This is a genomic window from Azospirillum terrae (assembly GCF_053470425.1).
In genome coordinates this window covers 309,529-323,303 of record NZ_JBPXMR010000006.1, presented here as the reverse complement: position 1 = coordinate 323,303, position 13,775 = coordinate 309,529, and the positions used below count along the sequence as shown (strand labels likewise).

Here is a 13,775-nt window from a genome sequence, read left to right as displayed (position 1 = left end):
TTGACCCCGCGCGACGTCAAGGATGCGAAACAGCTCTCCGGCGCCTCGCCGGAAGAGTACGGGGCGTTTTGCGAGTTCCTGCGCGAGCGCACCGGCCTGTCGTTCGGTGAGAACAAACGCTATTACGTCGAGCGCCGCGTGATGGAGCGCATCGCGGCGGTTGGCGCGCGGGGCTTCCGCGACTATCTGGACCTGCTGCGCTTCCAGGCGTCGGGCGAGGAATTGCAGCTTCTCGTCAACCTGATGACGGTCAACGAGACCTACTTCTTCCGCGAGAAATACCAGTTCGACTGCTTGGTGAACTCGGTGTTGGACGAGGTGGTGCGCACCCGCAAGCCGGGCGACCGTATCCGCGTCTGGTCGGCCGGCTGCTCGACCGGCGAGGAGCCGTACTCGCTGGCCATCATGCTGCTGGAGTTCTGGAAGCGGGTGGACGATTTCGAGATCGAGCTGCACGCCTCCGACATCGACAGCCGCGCGCTGGCCCGCGCCCGCGAGGGCATCTACGATGAGCGCTCGCTGCAATTCCTGCCGCCGGACCTCGTCTCCAAGTACTTCACGTTGGCGGCGCCCGGCCGCTGGCGGATCATCGAGGATCTGCGCTACTCCATCGACTTCTCGCACATCAACCTGATGGACCCCGATCAGGTGCGCCGGTTCCATGATCTGGATGTCATCTTCTGCCGGAACATGCTGATATACTTCGACGATCTCGGGCGGCGGGAGGTCGCGGCGGGGTTTTACGACGCGCTTGCTCCGGGCGGGTTCGTCTTCCTCGGCCACTCGGAGAGCATGAGCCGCATGTCGTCGCTGTACGTGCCGCGCCGGTTCCCGGAGGCGATCATCTACCAAAAGCCGGGCCAAAAGCCCGGCGGAGAAGACCAATGAGCGAGGGCAGCAAGAGCGAGGCGACCCGCCGGGTCCTGGTGGTGGACGACGCGGTGACCATGCGCGCCTATACCCGCCAGGTGCTGGAGGCCGACGGCTTTGCGGTCGAGGAAGCGGTCAACGGCATCGAGGGGCTGGAACGCGCGCTGAGCAACCCGCCGGACCTGCTGGTGGTCGATGTCAACATGCCGAAGATGGATGGCTACACCATGCTGCGCGCCGTGCGCCGCGAGGAGAGCCTGCGCGCCATCCCGGCGCTGATGGTCAGCACCGAGGCGAAGGAGGCCGACCGCCTGAAGGCGCTGACGGCCGGCGCCAACTGGTATCTGGTGAAGCCGGCCCGCCCCGCCGCGCTGACCCTGGCAGCGCGGCTGATGACAGGACGGCCGGTGGCGGAGACGGCGTCATGAGCGAGCTGTTCGACCAGTTCCTCATCGAATCGCGCGAGCTGCTGGACACGGTCGGCGCCGGGTTGCTGCGGCTGGAGCGCAACCTCGACGATAAGGCGACGATCAACGAGCTGTTCCGCGCCTTCCACACGATGAAGGGCGCCACCGCGCTGTTCGACTGGCCGGCCTTCACCCACCTCGTGCACGCGGCGGAGGATCTGCTGGCGGCGGTGCGCTCCGGTGACGTGGCGGTGACGCCGGACCTCATCGACCGGCTGTTCGCTGCGGCCGACCAGAGCGCGCGCTGGGTGGACCACATCGAGGCGCACCGCGACCTGCCCGCCGACGCAGGCGAGCAGGCCCGCCGGCTGGAGGAAAGCCTGCGCGCCGCGCCCGAAGCCGGGCCGGACGCGGCGGTCCTGCCCGACGCCTTCGCATGGCTGAAGGATCTGTCCCACGAGGAGCGCGAGGCGCTGCGCACCGCCGGCCCGGCGCTGACCGCCGTCGCCTACGACCCGGACCCCGAGTGCTTCTTCAACGGCGACGACCCGCTGGCGCTGTGCCGGCGCATCCCGCGCCTCGTGCTGCTGCGCGTCGAGTCGGTAGCGCCGCTGCCGGAGTTGGCGGCGCTCGACCCCTACCGCTGTCTGCTGCGCTTCCGCGCGGTCAGCGCCGCTCCGGTCGGCGACGTGGCGCCGGTGTTCCGCACCGCGCCCGATCAGGTCCGCATCGCCCCGGTGCCGGCCGATTTGGCTGGCGCGCCGCCGACGTCGGCCCCGGCCGTGGCTCCCGTTCACAGCGCCGCGACGATGGCCGAGGCGATCCTCGGCGAACAGCGCCGCATTCTGGCGCTGGAGGCCACGCCGGCCGAGCTGGACGGGCGCCTCGCCTCGGTGGCGCGCACGGCGGGGAACGTGCTGACGGCGCTGGGGCGCGAGGGCGAAGTGGCGGCGGTGCAGGCCGCCGCGGCGTCGGCGCAGGCGGTGGGGCGGCCGGGGCCGCTGGCCAACCACCTTGCCACGCTGCTGGCCGCCGTGGCGGCCGAGGCGGTGGAGGCCAAGCTGGCCGAACCGCGCGCCGCCCGCCGCGCGCTGCGCGTTGAACCGGAGCGGGTGGACCGGCTGCTGGCGCTGGTGGGCGAGCTGGCGGTGGCGAAGAACCGTCTGCCGCCGCTGGTCCGCCAGGCGGAGAGCGGTCGCGGGCTGGCCCGCACGCTGCGCGAGGTCGCCGACACCATCGACGGCCTGTCGGCCGAATTGCAGGACGCCGTACTGCGGCTGCGCATGCTGCCGCTGGCGACCGTGCTGCAACCGCTGCCGCGCTTGGTGCGCGACCTCGGCCAGCGGCTTGGCAAGCGGATCGAACTCCAAGTCAGCGGCGAGCGCACCGAAGCCGACAAGGACGTGCTCGACGTGTTGGGCGAGCCGCTGATTCACCTCGTGCGCAACGCTGTGGATCACGGCATCGAGCCGCCCGAGCGGCGCACCGCGGCCGGCAAGCCGGAGGCCGGCACCATCCGCATCGATGCCCGCCAGGACAAGGACCGCATCGTCGTCGAGATCTCCGACGACGGCGGCGGCATCGACGCCGCTGCGCTGCGCCGCAAGGCGGTGGAGAACGGCGTGCTGGACGTCGCGCGGGCGGAGGCGCTGTCGGATGCCGAGGCGCTGCCGCTGATCTTCCTGCCGGGCGTCAGCACCGCGAAGGCGGTGTCCGAAATCTCCGGCCGCGGCGTCGGCATGGACGCGGTGCGCACCGCGGTGGAACTGGCCGGCGGGCGGATCGAGATCGCGTCGGACCTCGGCCGCGGCTCGCGGGTGCGGCTGATCCTGCCGCTGACCATGGTCATTACCCCGGTCATGGTGGTGGAGGCCGCCGACGGCCTGTTCGGCATCCCGACATCCATGGTGGCCGAGGTCGCCAAGGTGCCGGCACCGGACATCCGCCAGGTCAAGCACGCGGAGAGCATCGTGCTGCGCGGCCAGCTGATCCCGGTGTTCCGCCTGCGCCGGCTGCTGGCCTTGCCGGACGGCGAGGGCGGGGACGCGGTGGCGACCGTGCTGGTGCTGCGCCTGGACCGCGAGCCGGTCGGCCTCGTGGTGGACGGCATCCGCGAGCGGCTGGACGCGGTGCTGAAGCCGCTGTCGGGGGTGCTTGCCACGTTGCGCGGCTACAGCGGCACGGCGGAACTGGCGGACGGGCGTTTGCTGCCGGTCATCAACCTCAGGGAGTTGCTGTGATGCCGATCCGCTTCGACGGCGCGGTGGCGCGGTTTGAGGGGGCGTGCAGCGTGGAGGAGGCGTTGCCGCTCAGCGACTGGCTGCTGGCGACGCCGGACGCCCGGCTGGATCTCGGTCCCTGCACCGAACTGCACACCGCGGTGCTGCAAGTGCTGATGACGGCGAGACGGCCGGTGGAGACGCCGCCGGAAGATGCGTTTCTGAAGCGGTGGGTGTTCAAGGGCTCTCCCCCGCCTCCGGTGGGGTGAGGGAGGGGATCCACGACGTGGGGAGGGGGGCGACGGCTTCTCGGGAAAGCCGTTGCCCCCATCCATCCTCCCCCGGACGGGTCGATCACTCCGCGTCCGGCTGTTTTTCTGGCGCCGCGTCGGCGAACGCGGGCAGGGCGCGCGCCGCCGTGGCAATGCGCACGATGGTCGGGTAGGGCGTCAGGTCGCAGTCCACGCGCTCGGCGTTCGCCACCTGCGGCACCAGGAGGACGTCGGCCAGCGTCGGCTGGTCGCCGTGGCAGAAGCGCCCGGTGCGCGGATCGTTCGCCAGCATGGCCTCCAGCGCCGTGAAGCCCTCGGCGATCCAGTGCCGGGACCATGTGTTGCGCGCCTCTTCGTCCAGGCCGAGCGCGCGGTTCAGGTGCTTCAGCACCCGCAGATTGTTCAGCGGGTGGATGTCGCAGGCGACCACCAGTGCCAGCGCCCGCACCCGCGCCCGGTCGAGCGGGTCCGCCGGCAGCAGGGCGGGGTGCGGGTGCACCTCGTCCAGATACTCGATGATCGCCAGCGACTGGGTGAGCAGCGCGCCGTCGTCGGTCTCCAGGGCCGGGACGAACTTCTGCGGGTTGAGCGCAGCGAAGGGTCCCGCCTTCTGCTCGCCCTTGCGCAGATGGACGGGGATGTGCTCGGCGGCAAGGCCCTTGAGATTCAGGGCGATGCGCACGCGGTACGCGGCGGACGAACGGAAATAGCCGTAAAGCTTCATGGGGCACCCCGCATCAGGGACGGCAGCGACGACATGGTTGGGAACAGCGTGGCGCCACGGGCGGAGAAGCGCAATGGAGGTCTTGCGAATTGTCCTGTTTAAAACAATCCTACTAACGATGCATGCAGCGTCAAGCCCCACCGGGATGGGGCAGGGGAGGGTACCCGTGAAGAGCTACATCAACGTCCCGCGCGTCGAGGGCAGCGCGTCGCGTCAGGCGCACGCCGACCTGCCCGCCGGCACGTACGAGCGCGAGCTGGGCAAGGAAGGCTTCTTCGGTCCGGCCACCCACATGTACCACCGCCACCCGCCGACCGGCTGGACCCGCTGGGACGGCCCGCTGAAGCCGCGCGCCTTCGACCTGACCAAGCTGGAGGGCGAGCAGCCCAGCCCGTGGGACGCCGGGGCCATCCTGCACAACGCGAACGTCCGCATACGCCTGTGGCGGGCGCCCGAGCGCATGGACCATCTCGCGCGCAACGCCGATGGCGATGAGCTGATCTTCGTCCACACCGGGCGCGGCGACCTGTTCTGCGACTATGGCCACCTGCCGTTCCGCTCCGGCGACTACATCGTGCTGCCGCGCTCGACCATGTGGCGGATCAAGTGCGCGGAGCCGGTGACGGCGCTGCTGATCGAGGCGACCAACTCCACCTACCGGTTGCCGGACAAGGGGATGCTCGGCCCGCACGCGATCTTCGATCCGGCGGTGCTCGACGTGCCGCAGCTCGACGATGCCTTCAAGGCGCAGCAGGGCGAACGCGAGTGGCAGGTGCGCATCAAGCGCCGCAACGCGCTGACCACCGTGACCTACCCGTTCAACCCGCTGGACGCCGTGGGCTGGAAGGGTGACCTCAGCGCGGTTCGCTTGAATGTCGCGGACATCCGGCCCGTGATGAGCCACCGCTACCATCTGCCGCCCAGCGCCCACACGACGTGGGTGGCGGACCGCTTTGTGGTCTGCACCTTCGCCCCGCGCCCGTTCGAGAGCGATCCGGGGGCGCTGAAGGTGCCGTTCTACCACAACAACGACGACTTCGACGAAGTGCTGTTCTACCACGCCGGCGACTTCTTCTCGCGCGACAACATCCATCCCGGCATGGTGACCTTCCACCCCTGCGGCTTTACTCATGGGCCACACCCCAAGGCGCTGACCAACGCCTTCACGCCGAAGAAGCCGGCCACCGACGAGTACGCGGTGATGCTCGACTCCCGCGACGCGCTGGAGGTCGGCGAGGCGGCGGCGAGCGTCGAGTTCGCCGGCTACGTGGACAGCTGGAAGGCGCCCGCCCCACCCAAGGCGGCGGAGTGAGGCCATGAAGCTCGCATCCCTGAAGGCCGGCGGGCGCGACGGCACCCTGATCGTCGTGTCCCGCGACCTGACCCGCGCCATGGCCGTGCCGGAGATCGCCGAGACCCTGCAATCCGCCCTCGACCGCTGGTCCGAGACCGAACCGGCCCTGCGCATCATCGCCGAGCGCCTGGAAGGCGGGCACGCCGAGGGCGCCATCGCCTTCGATCCGACGCAGTGCGCGGCGCCTCTGCCGCGGGCGTACCAGTGGTGCGACGGCTCGGCCTACGTCAACCACGTGGAACTGGTGCGCAAGGCGCGCGGCGCCGAGATGCCGCCGAGCTTCTGGACGGATCCGCTGATGTACCAAGGCGGGTCCGACCGCTTCATCGGCCCGTGCGACCTCATCGAGGCGCTCTCGGAAGACCACGGCATCGACCTGGAGGCGGAAATCGCCGTGGTCACCGACGACGTGCCGATGGCGGTGACGCCGGAGGATGCGGGGGCGCACATCAAACTCCTCATGCTGGTGAACGACGTGTCCCTGCGCGCCCTGATCCCGGCGGAGCTGGCGAAGGGCTTCGGCTTCTTCCACTCCAAGCCGGCGTCGAGCTTCTCCCCCGTGGCGGTCACGCCGGACGAGTTGGGCGCGGCGTGGCGGGGCGGCAAAGTGCATTTGCCGCTGCTGTCCTGGATCAACGGCAAGGCGTTCGGGCATCCTGACGCGGGCACCGACATGACTTTCGACTTCGCCCGCCTGATCGCCCACGCCGCGGCGACCCGGCATTTGGGGGCGGGCACCATCGTCGGTTCCGGCACGGTGTCCAACAAGCTGAACGGCGGGCCGGGCAAGCCCATCGACCAGGGCGGCGTCGGCTACTCCTGCCTCGCCGAGGTGCGGACGGTGGAGACGATCCTGAACGGCAAGCCTGCGACCCCCTTCCTGCGTTTCGGCGACCGCGTGCGCATCGAGATGAAGGACGCGACCGGCCAAAGCATCTTCGGTGCCATCGACCAGTCCGTCGTGAGTTACCAACAAAGTCCGCGATAAAAAGAAGCGGTGGGGAAGGGACCATCCATGCACCAGCACAAGATCAAACTGCCCTACGCGCCGCCGCCCGAACTGCGCGCTCCCGGCCCGCGGCGGCCGGTGGTGGTGATCGGTGGCGGGCCGGTGGGACTGGCGGCGGCCATCGACTGCGGGCAGCACGGCATCCCCGTGCTGCTGCTCGACGACGACGACACGCTGTCGGCGGGCAGCCGCGCCATCTGCTGGGCCAAGCGCACGCTGGAGATCTTCGACCGCCTGGGCGCCGCCGAGCGCATGGTCGCCAAGGGCATCACGTGGCGCGTCGGCAAGGTCTTCCACCAGGACCGCGAGATCTATTCCTTCGACCTGCTGCCCGAGCCCGGCCACAAGCACCCGGCCTTCATCAACCTCCAGCAATATTACGTCGAGGAGTACCTGTTCGAGCGCGCCCGCCAGCTCAAATCCGTCGAGATGCGCTGGCGCAGCCGCGTCGTCGGCCTGACCCCCAACGCCCGCGGCGTGACGGTCGAGGTGGAAACCCCTGATGGACGCTACAGCGTCGAGGCCGACTGGGTGCTGGCCTGCGACGGGGCCAAGAGCCCGGCGCGCAAGATGCTCGGCCTCGGCTTCGAGGGCAAACTGTTCGAGGACCGCTTCCTCATCGCCGACGTGCGCATGATTTCGGACTTCCCGACCGAGCGCTGGTTCTGGTTCGACCCGCCCTTCCACCCCGGCCAGAGCGCGCTTCTCCACCGCCAAGCCGACGACGTGTTCCGCATCGACCTGCAACTGGGCTGGGGCGCCGATCCCGAGCAGGAAAAGAAGCCCGAACGCGTCATTCCCCGCCTGAAGGCCATGCTGGGCGAGAAGACTAAATTCGATCTTGAGTGGGTGTCCGTCTACACCTTCCAGTGCCGCCGGATGGAGCGGTTCCGCCACGGCCGGGTGCTGTTCGTCGGCGACAGCGCGCATCAGGTCTCGCCCTTCGGCGCCCGCGGAGGCAACGGCGGCGTCCAGGACGCCGACAACCTCGTCTGGAAGCTGGCCCTCGTCCTGCGCGGCAAGGCGCCGGACAGCCTGCTCGACAGCTACGACGAGGAGCGTATCCGCGCCGCCGACGAAAACATCCTGCACTCCACCCACGCCACCGACTTCATCACGCCGAAGGGGCCGGGGGCGCAGGCGTTGCGCAACGCGGTGCTGTCGCTGGCCGGGGACAACGACCATGTCAGACGCTTCGTCAACCCCGGCCGGCTGTCCACGCCGTGCGTGCTGGGCGGGCTGAGCCTCCAGACGCCCGACACCGATCCCTGGGTCGGCGGCGCCGGCCCCGGCGCGAACTGCCCCGACGCCCCGGTGTGGGAGCGCAATGGCAAGGACGCGTGGCTGCTCGACAAGCTGGGCAACCAGTTCGCCCTGTTGGTCTTCGCCGATGGCCCCGGCGACGTGCCGGACCGCGCCGCGCTGGAACGTCTGCGCAGCCACCCCGCGGGCCTGCGCGAGCTGATCGTCGCGTCCTCCGGCACGCCGTTCGCGCCGGCCGTGCCGCTGGTGGTGGATATGCAGGGCTTGGCCCGCCAACGCTTCGGCGCCCGGCCCGGCTCGGTGCATCTGATCCGGCCGGACCAGCACCTCGCCGCGCGCTGGCACCGCTTCGACCTCGGCCGGGTGCTGGAGGCGCTCGACCGCGTTACTGGCCTGGGGAGCGGACTCGGCGCCGATCAGAAGGCCGCCGCCGCCCCGGTCCCCGCGGAAGGAGCCGCCGCATGACGCACGACGAACTCTACGAGGCGCTGGTCGAGATGCACCGCGGGCTCGACGCGCAGCAGAGCCTGCTGGTGGACAGCCGGCTGATCCTGCTGCTCGCCCAGCACATCAAGGACGATTCCGTGCTGACCCGTGCTATCGCCGAGGCGCGCGGCAGCATCGGTGACCCCGGCGGCGCGATGCTGGCGTAAAGCCTGACGGCTCAGCCCAGTTCCTGCCTCAGCGCATCGCGGGCTTCGGGCGTGAGCACCGGCGTTCCGTTGCGCGCCTCCAACACGTGAACGTCCGAGGCGTTGAGCGTCTTCAGCGCGAAACCCGTCACCTTGGGCGGCGTGCCGTCGAACAGGCCCGGCCGCGTGTCGTAGATGGGCGAGAAGCTGCACCCGGCGATCATCGCCCGCAGCATCAGCGCCTCGTCCGACCCGGCCGCGTGCGCCATGCCCGCCGGGGTGCCGAAGACCAGACGCTCCGCCTCGTCGTCGCTGAGCAGGCCGCGCTCGTTCAGCACGTCCACCATGGCGGTGGAGACCACCACGGGGGTGGCCTTGCCCTTCCAGTAGAAGCGCCCGTCGTCCCAGCCGACGTCGAGCGAGCGGAAGATGATGTGGGGTTCACGTCCGCCGATGGCGCCGGCGACCACATAGTTGAGGCGGACCAGCCCGTTCCAGGCGTCCGCCGGTGCCAGGATGCACGAAACCACGTTGCGCGTGATGCGCAGATAGGTGTCGTTAACGCCCGAAGGCTCGAATTCGAAGAGCATGCCTGCCAGCCTCTGCCGCGATCGCCCGTGCCGCGATCGCAATGATCCGATCGGAAGATTCAGGTGATGCGCGGCTCCTTGCGCGGCAACATCTTCAAGTGGGTGAACCACTTTTGACACTGCTCGTTCGGGGAAGCCTCGCCGGATTGCCGAACGCACGGCCTGTAAACAGCTCCAAAGCGCAGAAGGCCCCGGTGACCGGGCGAGAAAGCGCTGTCCGCCCCGGCTACCCTTGGAATCGTTCTCGTGCGCGGCACCGTGACGCAGGATGCCTGCATTGGTCCTACCAACAGAATACGATACCGTGCTGTGGTTCGGTGGGGCGCCCGCCGGACGGCCGGGGCAAGATCAGCATAAAAAAGGGAGAGACTCCGGCCAGCGGGCCCCCAATCCCACCGGATGTGAAGGGGAGTAAACGCCATGTCGACAAGCGACCATGCGGCCACACTGGCCGAGGTGTTGAACGATCCGATCCTCGACCTGCTCCTGGAAGGCGATGGCCTGAGCCGTGACGACCTCGCCACGGTGATCGAGGACGTCCGCCACAAATTGCACCACGACCACGTCGAGCCTGCCGGGTAAAGGGTGTTCGGCGTCCATTGACAGCGGGCACCGGGCTTCGGCACAACGGGCGACTTCACGCCCGGCCGGAGAGAGAGCCATGCCGACGCCCGACGCCACCGTCACCACGCTGTTCGACGCCCCGACCATCGCGCGCCGCATCGACGAGCTGGCCGCCCAGATCGCCGCCGCCATGCCCGGCGATTTGACGGTCATGGTGCTGCTGAAGGGCAGCTTCGTGTTCGCCGCCGACCTCGTGCGGGCGATGGGCCGTGCCGGGCTGACGCCGCAGGTGGACTTCCTGCGTCTGGCGAGCTATGGCGCCAGACAGGAAAGCTCGGGCATCGTGCGGATCATCGGCGACGTGCCGGAAGGGCTGGCCGGGCGGCGCATCCTGCTGGTCGACGACATCGCCGATTCCGGCCGCTCGCTGGACGCCGCGGTGCGCCTGATGGAGGAGGCGGGCGCCGCCGAGGTGCGCATCTGCGCGCTGCTCGACAAGCCGAGCCGCCGCGTGGTCCCGGTGCCGGTGGAGTTCGTCGGCTTCCCGGTGGACGATCTGTTCGTCGTCGGCTACGGCATCGACTATGCCGAAAAGTACCGCTACCTCGATTTCGTGGGTGCGGTTGTGTGACGCGGCCCGGGCCGGGTCCTATATCGGTGGAAAAATAGCAAATGTCCCGCGACTGAGTCATACTGACCCTGTTCCGTCGTTCCGACGAAGCGAGGTCCGCGATGACGGCACCCGATCTCGACGACCAGCGGTGTCCCTGCGGCCTCAATCTCTTCCGTCCGGCGGAAGTCAAAGGCAAGGAGACTGCATCATGCAGCTGCCGCTTCAGGTGACGTTCCGCAATTTGCACCCGTCCGAATTCCTGGAGGCCAAGATCCGTGAAAAGGCCGCGAAGCTCGAGCGAGTCTTCGACGGCATCACCCGCTGCGACGTGGTGGTCGAGCGGCCGCACCATGATCACCGCAAGGGCTGGATGTACCACGTGCACATCGATTTGACGGTGCCCGGCGGCCGCCTAGCGGTCCGCGGCGACGACAGCCACGCCCACACCGATGCCCGCGCCGCGGTCCGCGACGCCTTCGACGCCGCCCAGCGCCAACTGAGCGGCTGGATCGCCCGCAAACGCACCGTCGAGGTGCTGGAGGAAGCGGCGGACTGATACCCTGCAGCCTTCCCACTTGACCACAGTCAACGGTGGCTGGACCTCGGCGGGGCATAGTACGGTCGTTCAGCAGTATCCCTTGACCCGAGGTCCCCCGTTGACTGTCGCGGTGTTGCTTCCCGCCGGCCTGATGATCATCATGTTCACCGTGGGCCTGCGCCTGACCATGCAGGACTTCGTGCGGTTGATCGGGCAGCCGCGCGCGATGCTCGTCGGGCTGGGCAGCCAGATGGTGCTGCCGCCGGTGCTGGCGCTGCTGGTCCTGAAGCTGTACCCGCTGCCGCCGGAGTTCGCGGTCGGGCTGATGGTGATGGCCGCCACCCCCAGCGGCATCACCTCCAATCTGCTGACCCTGCTTGCCGGGGGCGACGTGGCCCTGGCGGTGTCGATCACCGCGGTGACCAACACCGTCTGCGTGCTGACGCTGCCGTTGATCGCCAGCGGCGCCACCACGCTGTTCCTGGGGGCGGGCAGCGACGTGGCGATCCCTCTTCTGCCGACGCTCGGCGGCGTGCTGGCGGCCACCGGGTTGCCGCTGGCGTTCGCCATGCTTCTGCGCCGCCACCGGCCGCAGTTCGCCGACCGGCTGGGCGATGCCTTGCGGCGGGTGGCGGTGGCGGTGTTCGGTGCCATCGTGCTCGGTGCGTTCTGGAGCCAGGCGCCGCAGATCGCGGCGCACGCGATGCAGGTCGGGCCGGTGGTGGTGGTGCTCAACGCCGGCGCCATGGCGCTGGCCTTCCTGTGGGCGCGGCTCATGCGCCTGGACGACCGCCGCATCACCGCCATCGTGCTGGAGTGTGGCTTGCGGAACGCTGCCACGGCGATCACCGTCTGCACGGTGCTGCTGGGGAACCAAGCGATGGTTGTCCCGGCCATCATGTATGCCCTGATCATGAACGTCACCGCGGTGGGCGTCGTGCTCGCCCGCCGCCTCCGCCGCCCGCGTCTGGTGGCGGCCGAGAGTGGAGCCTGAGGTGTCCCGCATGCGTGCCTTCCTCGCCCTGATCGTGCTGCTGGCCGGCTTCGCCGCCCCGTCCGTCGCCGCCGACGATGTCCGCCCGCGCTTTGCGCTGACCGACCACACCGGCCGCGCGGTCACCCAAGCCGACTTCGCCGGCCGTTTCCTGCTGCTCAGTTTCGGCTACACCGCCTGTCCGGACGTCTGCCCCACGGGGTTGCAGACCATGGCCACGGCGTTGGACGCGTTGGGAGGGGAGGGTGATCGGGTGCAGGCCGCCTTCGTCACCGTCGATCCGCAGCGCGACACGGTCGCGCATCTGGCCGGCTACGTGGCGCTGTTCCACCCCCGCCTGCTCGGCCTGACCGGCAGCGAGGCGGCCATCGCCGACCTCGCCAAACAGATGCGCGTGAAGTACGCCAAGGTGGTGGTGCGACCCGAGGAGCCCGACGCCTACGCCATGGACCACACCGCGGCGTTCTTCCTGATCGGGCCGGACGGCCGGTTGCTCGACCGGCTGTCGCACCGCCTGACGCCCGAGAAGCTGGCCGAGAAGATCACCCAGCGCATCCGGGGTGGCGCATGACGCACGATCTGTCCACCAGCTTTGGTTTTCAGGACGTCTCGTCCGAGGAGCGGCGCGCCCGCGTGCGCCGGGTGTTCACCGCCGTGGCGCCGCGCTACGACCTGATGAACGACCTGATGAGCATGGGCATCCACCGGCTGTGGAAGCGGACCTTCGCTCGCATGGCGGCATCGCGCGACGGCCAGGTGATCCTCGATGTGGCCGGTGGCACCGGCGACATCGCGCGGCTGCTCGCCGGGCCTGCGCGGCACGTGACGGTGTGCGATCCCAGCGTCCCCATGATGACCGCCGGGCGCCGACGCGGTTCGGCCGGCATCGAATGGCTGGCCGGCGAGGCGGAGCACATCCCGCTGGCCGACGCCTCGGTGGACACGGTGACCATCGCCTTCGGCATCCGCAACGCCACCCACCTGGACCGCGCGCTGGCCGAGATGGCGCGCGTGCTGAAGCCCGGCGGGCGGCTGCTGTGCCTGGAGTTTTCGCGGCCGGTGGCGCCGCTGCGGCCGTTCTACACGGCGTTTTCCTACGCGGTGATTCCGGCGCTGGGCGCCCTGGTGGCGCGCAATCCCGAAGCCTACGTGTATCTGGTGGAATCGATCCGCCGCTTCCCCGACCAGCACACGTTCAAAACGATGTTCGAGGCGGCCGGGCTGGTCGACGTGCGGTTCAGGAACCTGAGCTTCGGCATTGCCTGCATCCATGAGGGGACGAAGCCTCTATAGGGCGTGCCCGAAGGTCGTCATCTTCCTCCGAATGCGCCACTCCCCATGCGCCTTCCGCACCGATACGCTGGCTGCGAAGCACAAGGGGGAAGGGCTCATGGCCAAGGGTTACTGGGTCGCGTTCGCCGACGTGACGGATCCCGAAGGGTACAAGGCCTACATCGCCGAGAACGCGAAGGCCTTCCGCAAGTACAAGGGGCGCTTTCTCACGCGCGGAGGCGCCTCCGAAACCCCGGAAGGGCAACCCCGCTCGCGCGTGGTCGTGATCGAGTTCCCGACCCACGCCGCCGCTCTCGAATGCTACCGGTCACCCGAGTATGCCGCGGCGATGGCCCTCAGACAGGGCAAGTCGGTGATGGATCTGGCGATCGTCGAGGGCTACGAGGGTCCGCAACCCATGGACACCTGACGGTCTGGTCGCGCAGGCCAGCGC

17 protein-coding genes are annotated in these 13,775 nt (G+C 69.3%); 15 read left to right on the top strand and 2 right to left on the bottom strand.

The window, feature by feature from the left end; all coding sequences use genetic code 11:
- Genes ACSVDD_RS18230 through ACSVDD_RS18215 form a run of 4 tightly spaced genes read left to right on the top strand, consistent with a single transcriptional unit; the run spans position 1 to position 3,765 of the window.
- The gene (locus ACSVDD_RS18230) at positions 1–888 is read left to right on the top strand and encodes a CheR family methyltransferase (protein ID WP_448190800.1); all 888 of its coding nucleotides are present in this window, start codon (positions 1–3) and stop codon (positions 886–888) included.
- The gene (locus ACSVDD_RS18225; protein WP_448190799.1) at positions 885–1,298 is read left to right on the top strand and encodes a response regulator; all 414 of its coding nucleotides are present in this window, start codon (positions 885–887) and stop codon (positions 1,296–1,298) included. Before ACSVDD_RS18230 ends, ACSVDD_RS18225 begins: the two co-directional genes overlap by 4 nt.
- Positions 1,295–3,517, top strand: coding sequence for a chemotaxis protein CheA (locus ACSVDD_RS18220; RefSeq protein WP_448190798.1), 2,223 nt, complete (start codon positions 1,295–1,297; stop codon positions 3,515–3,517). The genes ACSVDD_RS18225 and ACSVDD_RS18220 overlap by 4 nt, the downstream gene beginning before the upstream one ends.
- Positions 3,517–3,765 carry a hypothetical protein gene (locus tag ACSVDD_RS18215; RefSeq protein ID WP_448190797.1) on the top strand — a complete coding sequence of 83 codons (249 nt, stop codon included), beginning with the start codon at positions 3,517–3,519 and terminating at the stop codon, positions 3,763–3,765. Before ACSVDD_RS18220 ends, ACSVDD_RS18215 begins: the two co-directional genes overlap by 1 nt.
- 85 nt (positions 3,766–3,850) lie before the next feature.
- On the opposite strand, the gene maiA is transcribed toward ACSVDD_RS18215, so the two are convergent.
- Positions 3,851–4,492 carry a maleylacetoacetate isomerase gene (gene maiA, locus ACSVDD_RS18210; RefSeq protein ID WP_448190796.1) on the bottom strand — a complete coding sequence of 214 codons (642 nt, stop codon included), beginning with the start codon at positions 4,490–4,492 and terminating at the stop codon, positions 3,851–3,853.
- Positions 4,493–4,658: 166 nt separating this feature from the next.
- On the opposite strand from maiA, the gene ACSVDD_RS18205 reads away from it, so the two are divergent.
- From ACSVDD_RS18205 to ACSVDD_RS18190, 4 genes are read left to right on the top strand one after another with little or no spacing between them, the layout of a single operon-like run.
- The gene (locus tag ACSVDD_RS18205; RefSeq protein WP_448190795.1) at positions 4,659–5,804 is read left to right on the top strand and encodes a homogentisate 1,2-dioxygenase; all 1,146 of its coding nucleotides are present in this window, start codon (positions 4,659–4,661) and stop codon (positions 5,802–5,804) included.
- Positions 5,805–5,808: 4 nt separating this feature from the next.
- The gene (locus ACSVDD_RS18200; RefSeq protein ID WP_448190794.1) at positions 5,809–6,834 is read left to right on the top strand and encodes a fumarylacetoacetate hydrolase family protein; all 1,026 of its coding nucleotides are present in this window, start codon (positions 5,809–5,811) and stop codon (positions 6,832–6,834) included.
- A 27-nt stretch (positions 6,835–6,861) separates the two neighbouring features.
- Complete coding sequence (locus ACSVDD_RS18195; protein WP_448190793.1) at positions 6,862–8,583, top strand: FAD-dependent oxidoreductase; 1,722 nt, start codon at positions 6,862–6,864, stop codon at positions 8,581–8,583.
- Positions 8,580–8,771 (top strand): DUF2783 domain-containing protein, encoded by a 192-nt coding sequence (locus tag ACSVDD_RS18190; protein WP_448190792.1) that lies wholly within the window; start codon positions 8,580–8,582, stop codon positions 8,769–8,771. The genes ACSVDD_RS18195 and ACSVDD_RS18190 overlap by 4 nt, the downstream gene beginning before the upstream one ends.
- Before the next feature lie 11 nt (positions 8,772–8,782).
- On the opposite strand, the gene ACSVDD_RS18185 is transcribed toward ACSVDD_RS18190, so the two are convergent.
- On the bottom strand, positions 8,783–9,340 hold the full coding sequence (locus ACSVDD_RS18185; protein ID WP_448190791.1) for a hypothetical protein: 558 nt from the start codon (positions 9,338–9,340) through the stop codon (positions 8,783–8,785).
- A 420-nt stretch (positions 9,341–9,760) separates the two neighbouring features.
- Here ACSVDD_RS18185 and ACSVDD_RS18180 point away from each other — a divergent pair, with 420 nt between their 5' ends.
- The 7 genes from ACSVDD_RS18180 to ACSVDD_RS18150 all read left to right on the top strand — a co-directional run bounded on the left by ACSVDD_RS18180 (position 9,761) and on the right by ACSVDD_RS18150 (position 13,751).
- Positions 9,761–9,922 carry a hypothetical protein gene (locus tag ACSVDD_RS18180; RefSeq protein ID WP_448190790.1) on the top strand — a complete coding sequence of 54 codons (162 nt, stop codon included), beginning with the start codon at positions 9,761–9,763 and terminating at the stop codon, positions 9,920–9,922.
- A gap of 79 nt (positions 9,923–10,001) precedes the next feature.
- Positions 10,002–10,535, top strand: coding sequence for a hypoxanthine phosphoribosyltransferase (hpt, locus tag ACSVDD_RS18175; RefSeq protein WP_448190789.1), 534 nt, complete (start codon positions 10,002–10,004; stop codon positions 10,533–10,535).
- 190 nt (positions 10,536–10,725) lie between these two features.
- On the top strand, positions 10,726–11,073 hold the full coding sequence (locus tag ACSVDD_RS18170) for an HPF/RaiA family ribosome-associated protein (protein WP_448190788.1): 348 nt from the start codon (positions 10,726–10,728) through the stop codon (positions 11,071–11,073).
- An 82-nt stretch (positions 11,074–11,155) separates the two neighbouring features.
- Entirely contained in the window at positions 11,156–12,049 is an 894-nt protein-coding gene (locus ACSVDD_RS18165; RefSeq protein ID WP_448190787.1) for a bile acid:sodium symporter family protein, read from the top strand.
- Positions 12,050–12,059: 10 nt separating this feature from the next.
- Positions 12,060–12,620, top strand: a complete 561-nt coding sequence (locus tag ACSVDD_RS18160; protein ID WP_448190875.1) for an SCO family protein — start codon at positions 12,060–12,062, stop codon at positions 12,618–12,620.
- Complete coding sequence (locus tag ACSVDD_RS18155) at positions 12,617–13,342, top strand: class I SAM-dependent methyltransferase (protein ID WP_448190786.1); 726 nt, start codon at positions 12,617–12,619, stop codon at positions 13,340–13,342. The genes ACSVDD_RS18160 and ACSVDD_RS18155 overlap by 4 nt, the downstream gene beginning before the upstream one ends.
- Positions 13,343–13,439: 97 nt before the next feature.
- Positions 13,440–13,751, top strand: a complete 312-nt coding sequence (locus tag ACSVDD_RS18150; RefSeq protein ID WP_448190785.1) for a DUF1330 domain-containing protein — start codon at positions 13,440–13,442, stop codon at positions 13,749–13,751.
- Positions 13,752–13,775: the final 24 nt, after the last annotated feature.

Coding starts and splice junctions, on each gene's coding strand:
- maiA (WP_448190796.1), bottom strand. CDS start 4,492: ATGAAGCTTTACGGCTATTTCCGTTCGTCCGCCGCGTACCGCGTGCGC.
- ACSVDD_RS18150 (WP_448190785.1), top strand. CDS start 13,440: ATGGCCAAGGGTTACTGGGTCGCGTTCGCCGACGTGACGGATCCCGAA.
- ACSVDD_RS18185 (WP_448190791.1), bottom strand. CDS start 9,340: ATGCTCTTCGAATTCGAGCCTTCGGGCGTTAACGACACCTATCTGCGC.
- ACSVDD_RS18155 (WP_448190786.1), top strand. CDS start 12,617: ATGACGCACGATCTGTCCACCAGCTTTGGTTTTCAGGACGTCTCGTCC.
- hpt (WP_448190789.1), top strand. CDS start 10,002: ATGCCGACGCCCGACGCCACCGTCACCACGCTGTTCGACGCCCCGACC.
- ACSVDD_RS18195 (WP_448190793.1), top strand. CDS start 6,862: ATGCACCAGCACAAGATCAAACTGCCCTACGCGCCGCCGCCCGAACTG.
- ACSVDD_RS18160 (WP_448190875.1), top strand. CDS start 12,060: ATGCGTGCCTTCCTCGCCCTGATCGTGCTGCTGGCCGGCTTCGCCGCC.
- ACSVDD_RS18190 (WP_448190792.1), top strand. CDS start 8,580: ATGACGCACGACGAACTCTACGAGGCGCTGGTCGAGATGCACCGCGGG.
- ACSVDD_RS18170 (WP_448190788.1), top strand. CDS start 10,726: ATGCAGCTGCCGCTTCAGGTGACGTTCCGCAATTTGCACCCGTCCGAA.
- ACSVDD_RS18220 (WP_448190798.1), top strand. CDS start 1,295: ATGAGCGAGCTGTTCGACCAGTTCCTCATCGAATCGCGCGAGCTGCTG.
- ACSVDD_RS18215 (WP_448190797.1), top strand. CDS start 3,517: ATGCCGATCCGCTTCGACGGCGCGGTGGCGCGGTTTGAGGGGGCGTGC.
- ACSVDD_RS18180 (WP_448190790.1), top strand. CDS start 9,761: ATGTCGACAAGCGACCATGCGGCCACACTGGCCGAGGTGTTGAACGAT.
- ACSVDD_RS18225 (WP_448190799.1), top strand. CDS start 885: ATGAGCGAGGGCAGCAAGAGCGAGGCGACCCGCCGGGTCCTGGTGGTG.
- ACSVDD_RS18200 (WP_448190794.1), top strand. CDS start 5,809: ATGAAGCTCGCATCCCTGAAGGCCGGCGGGCGCGACGGCACCCTGATC.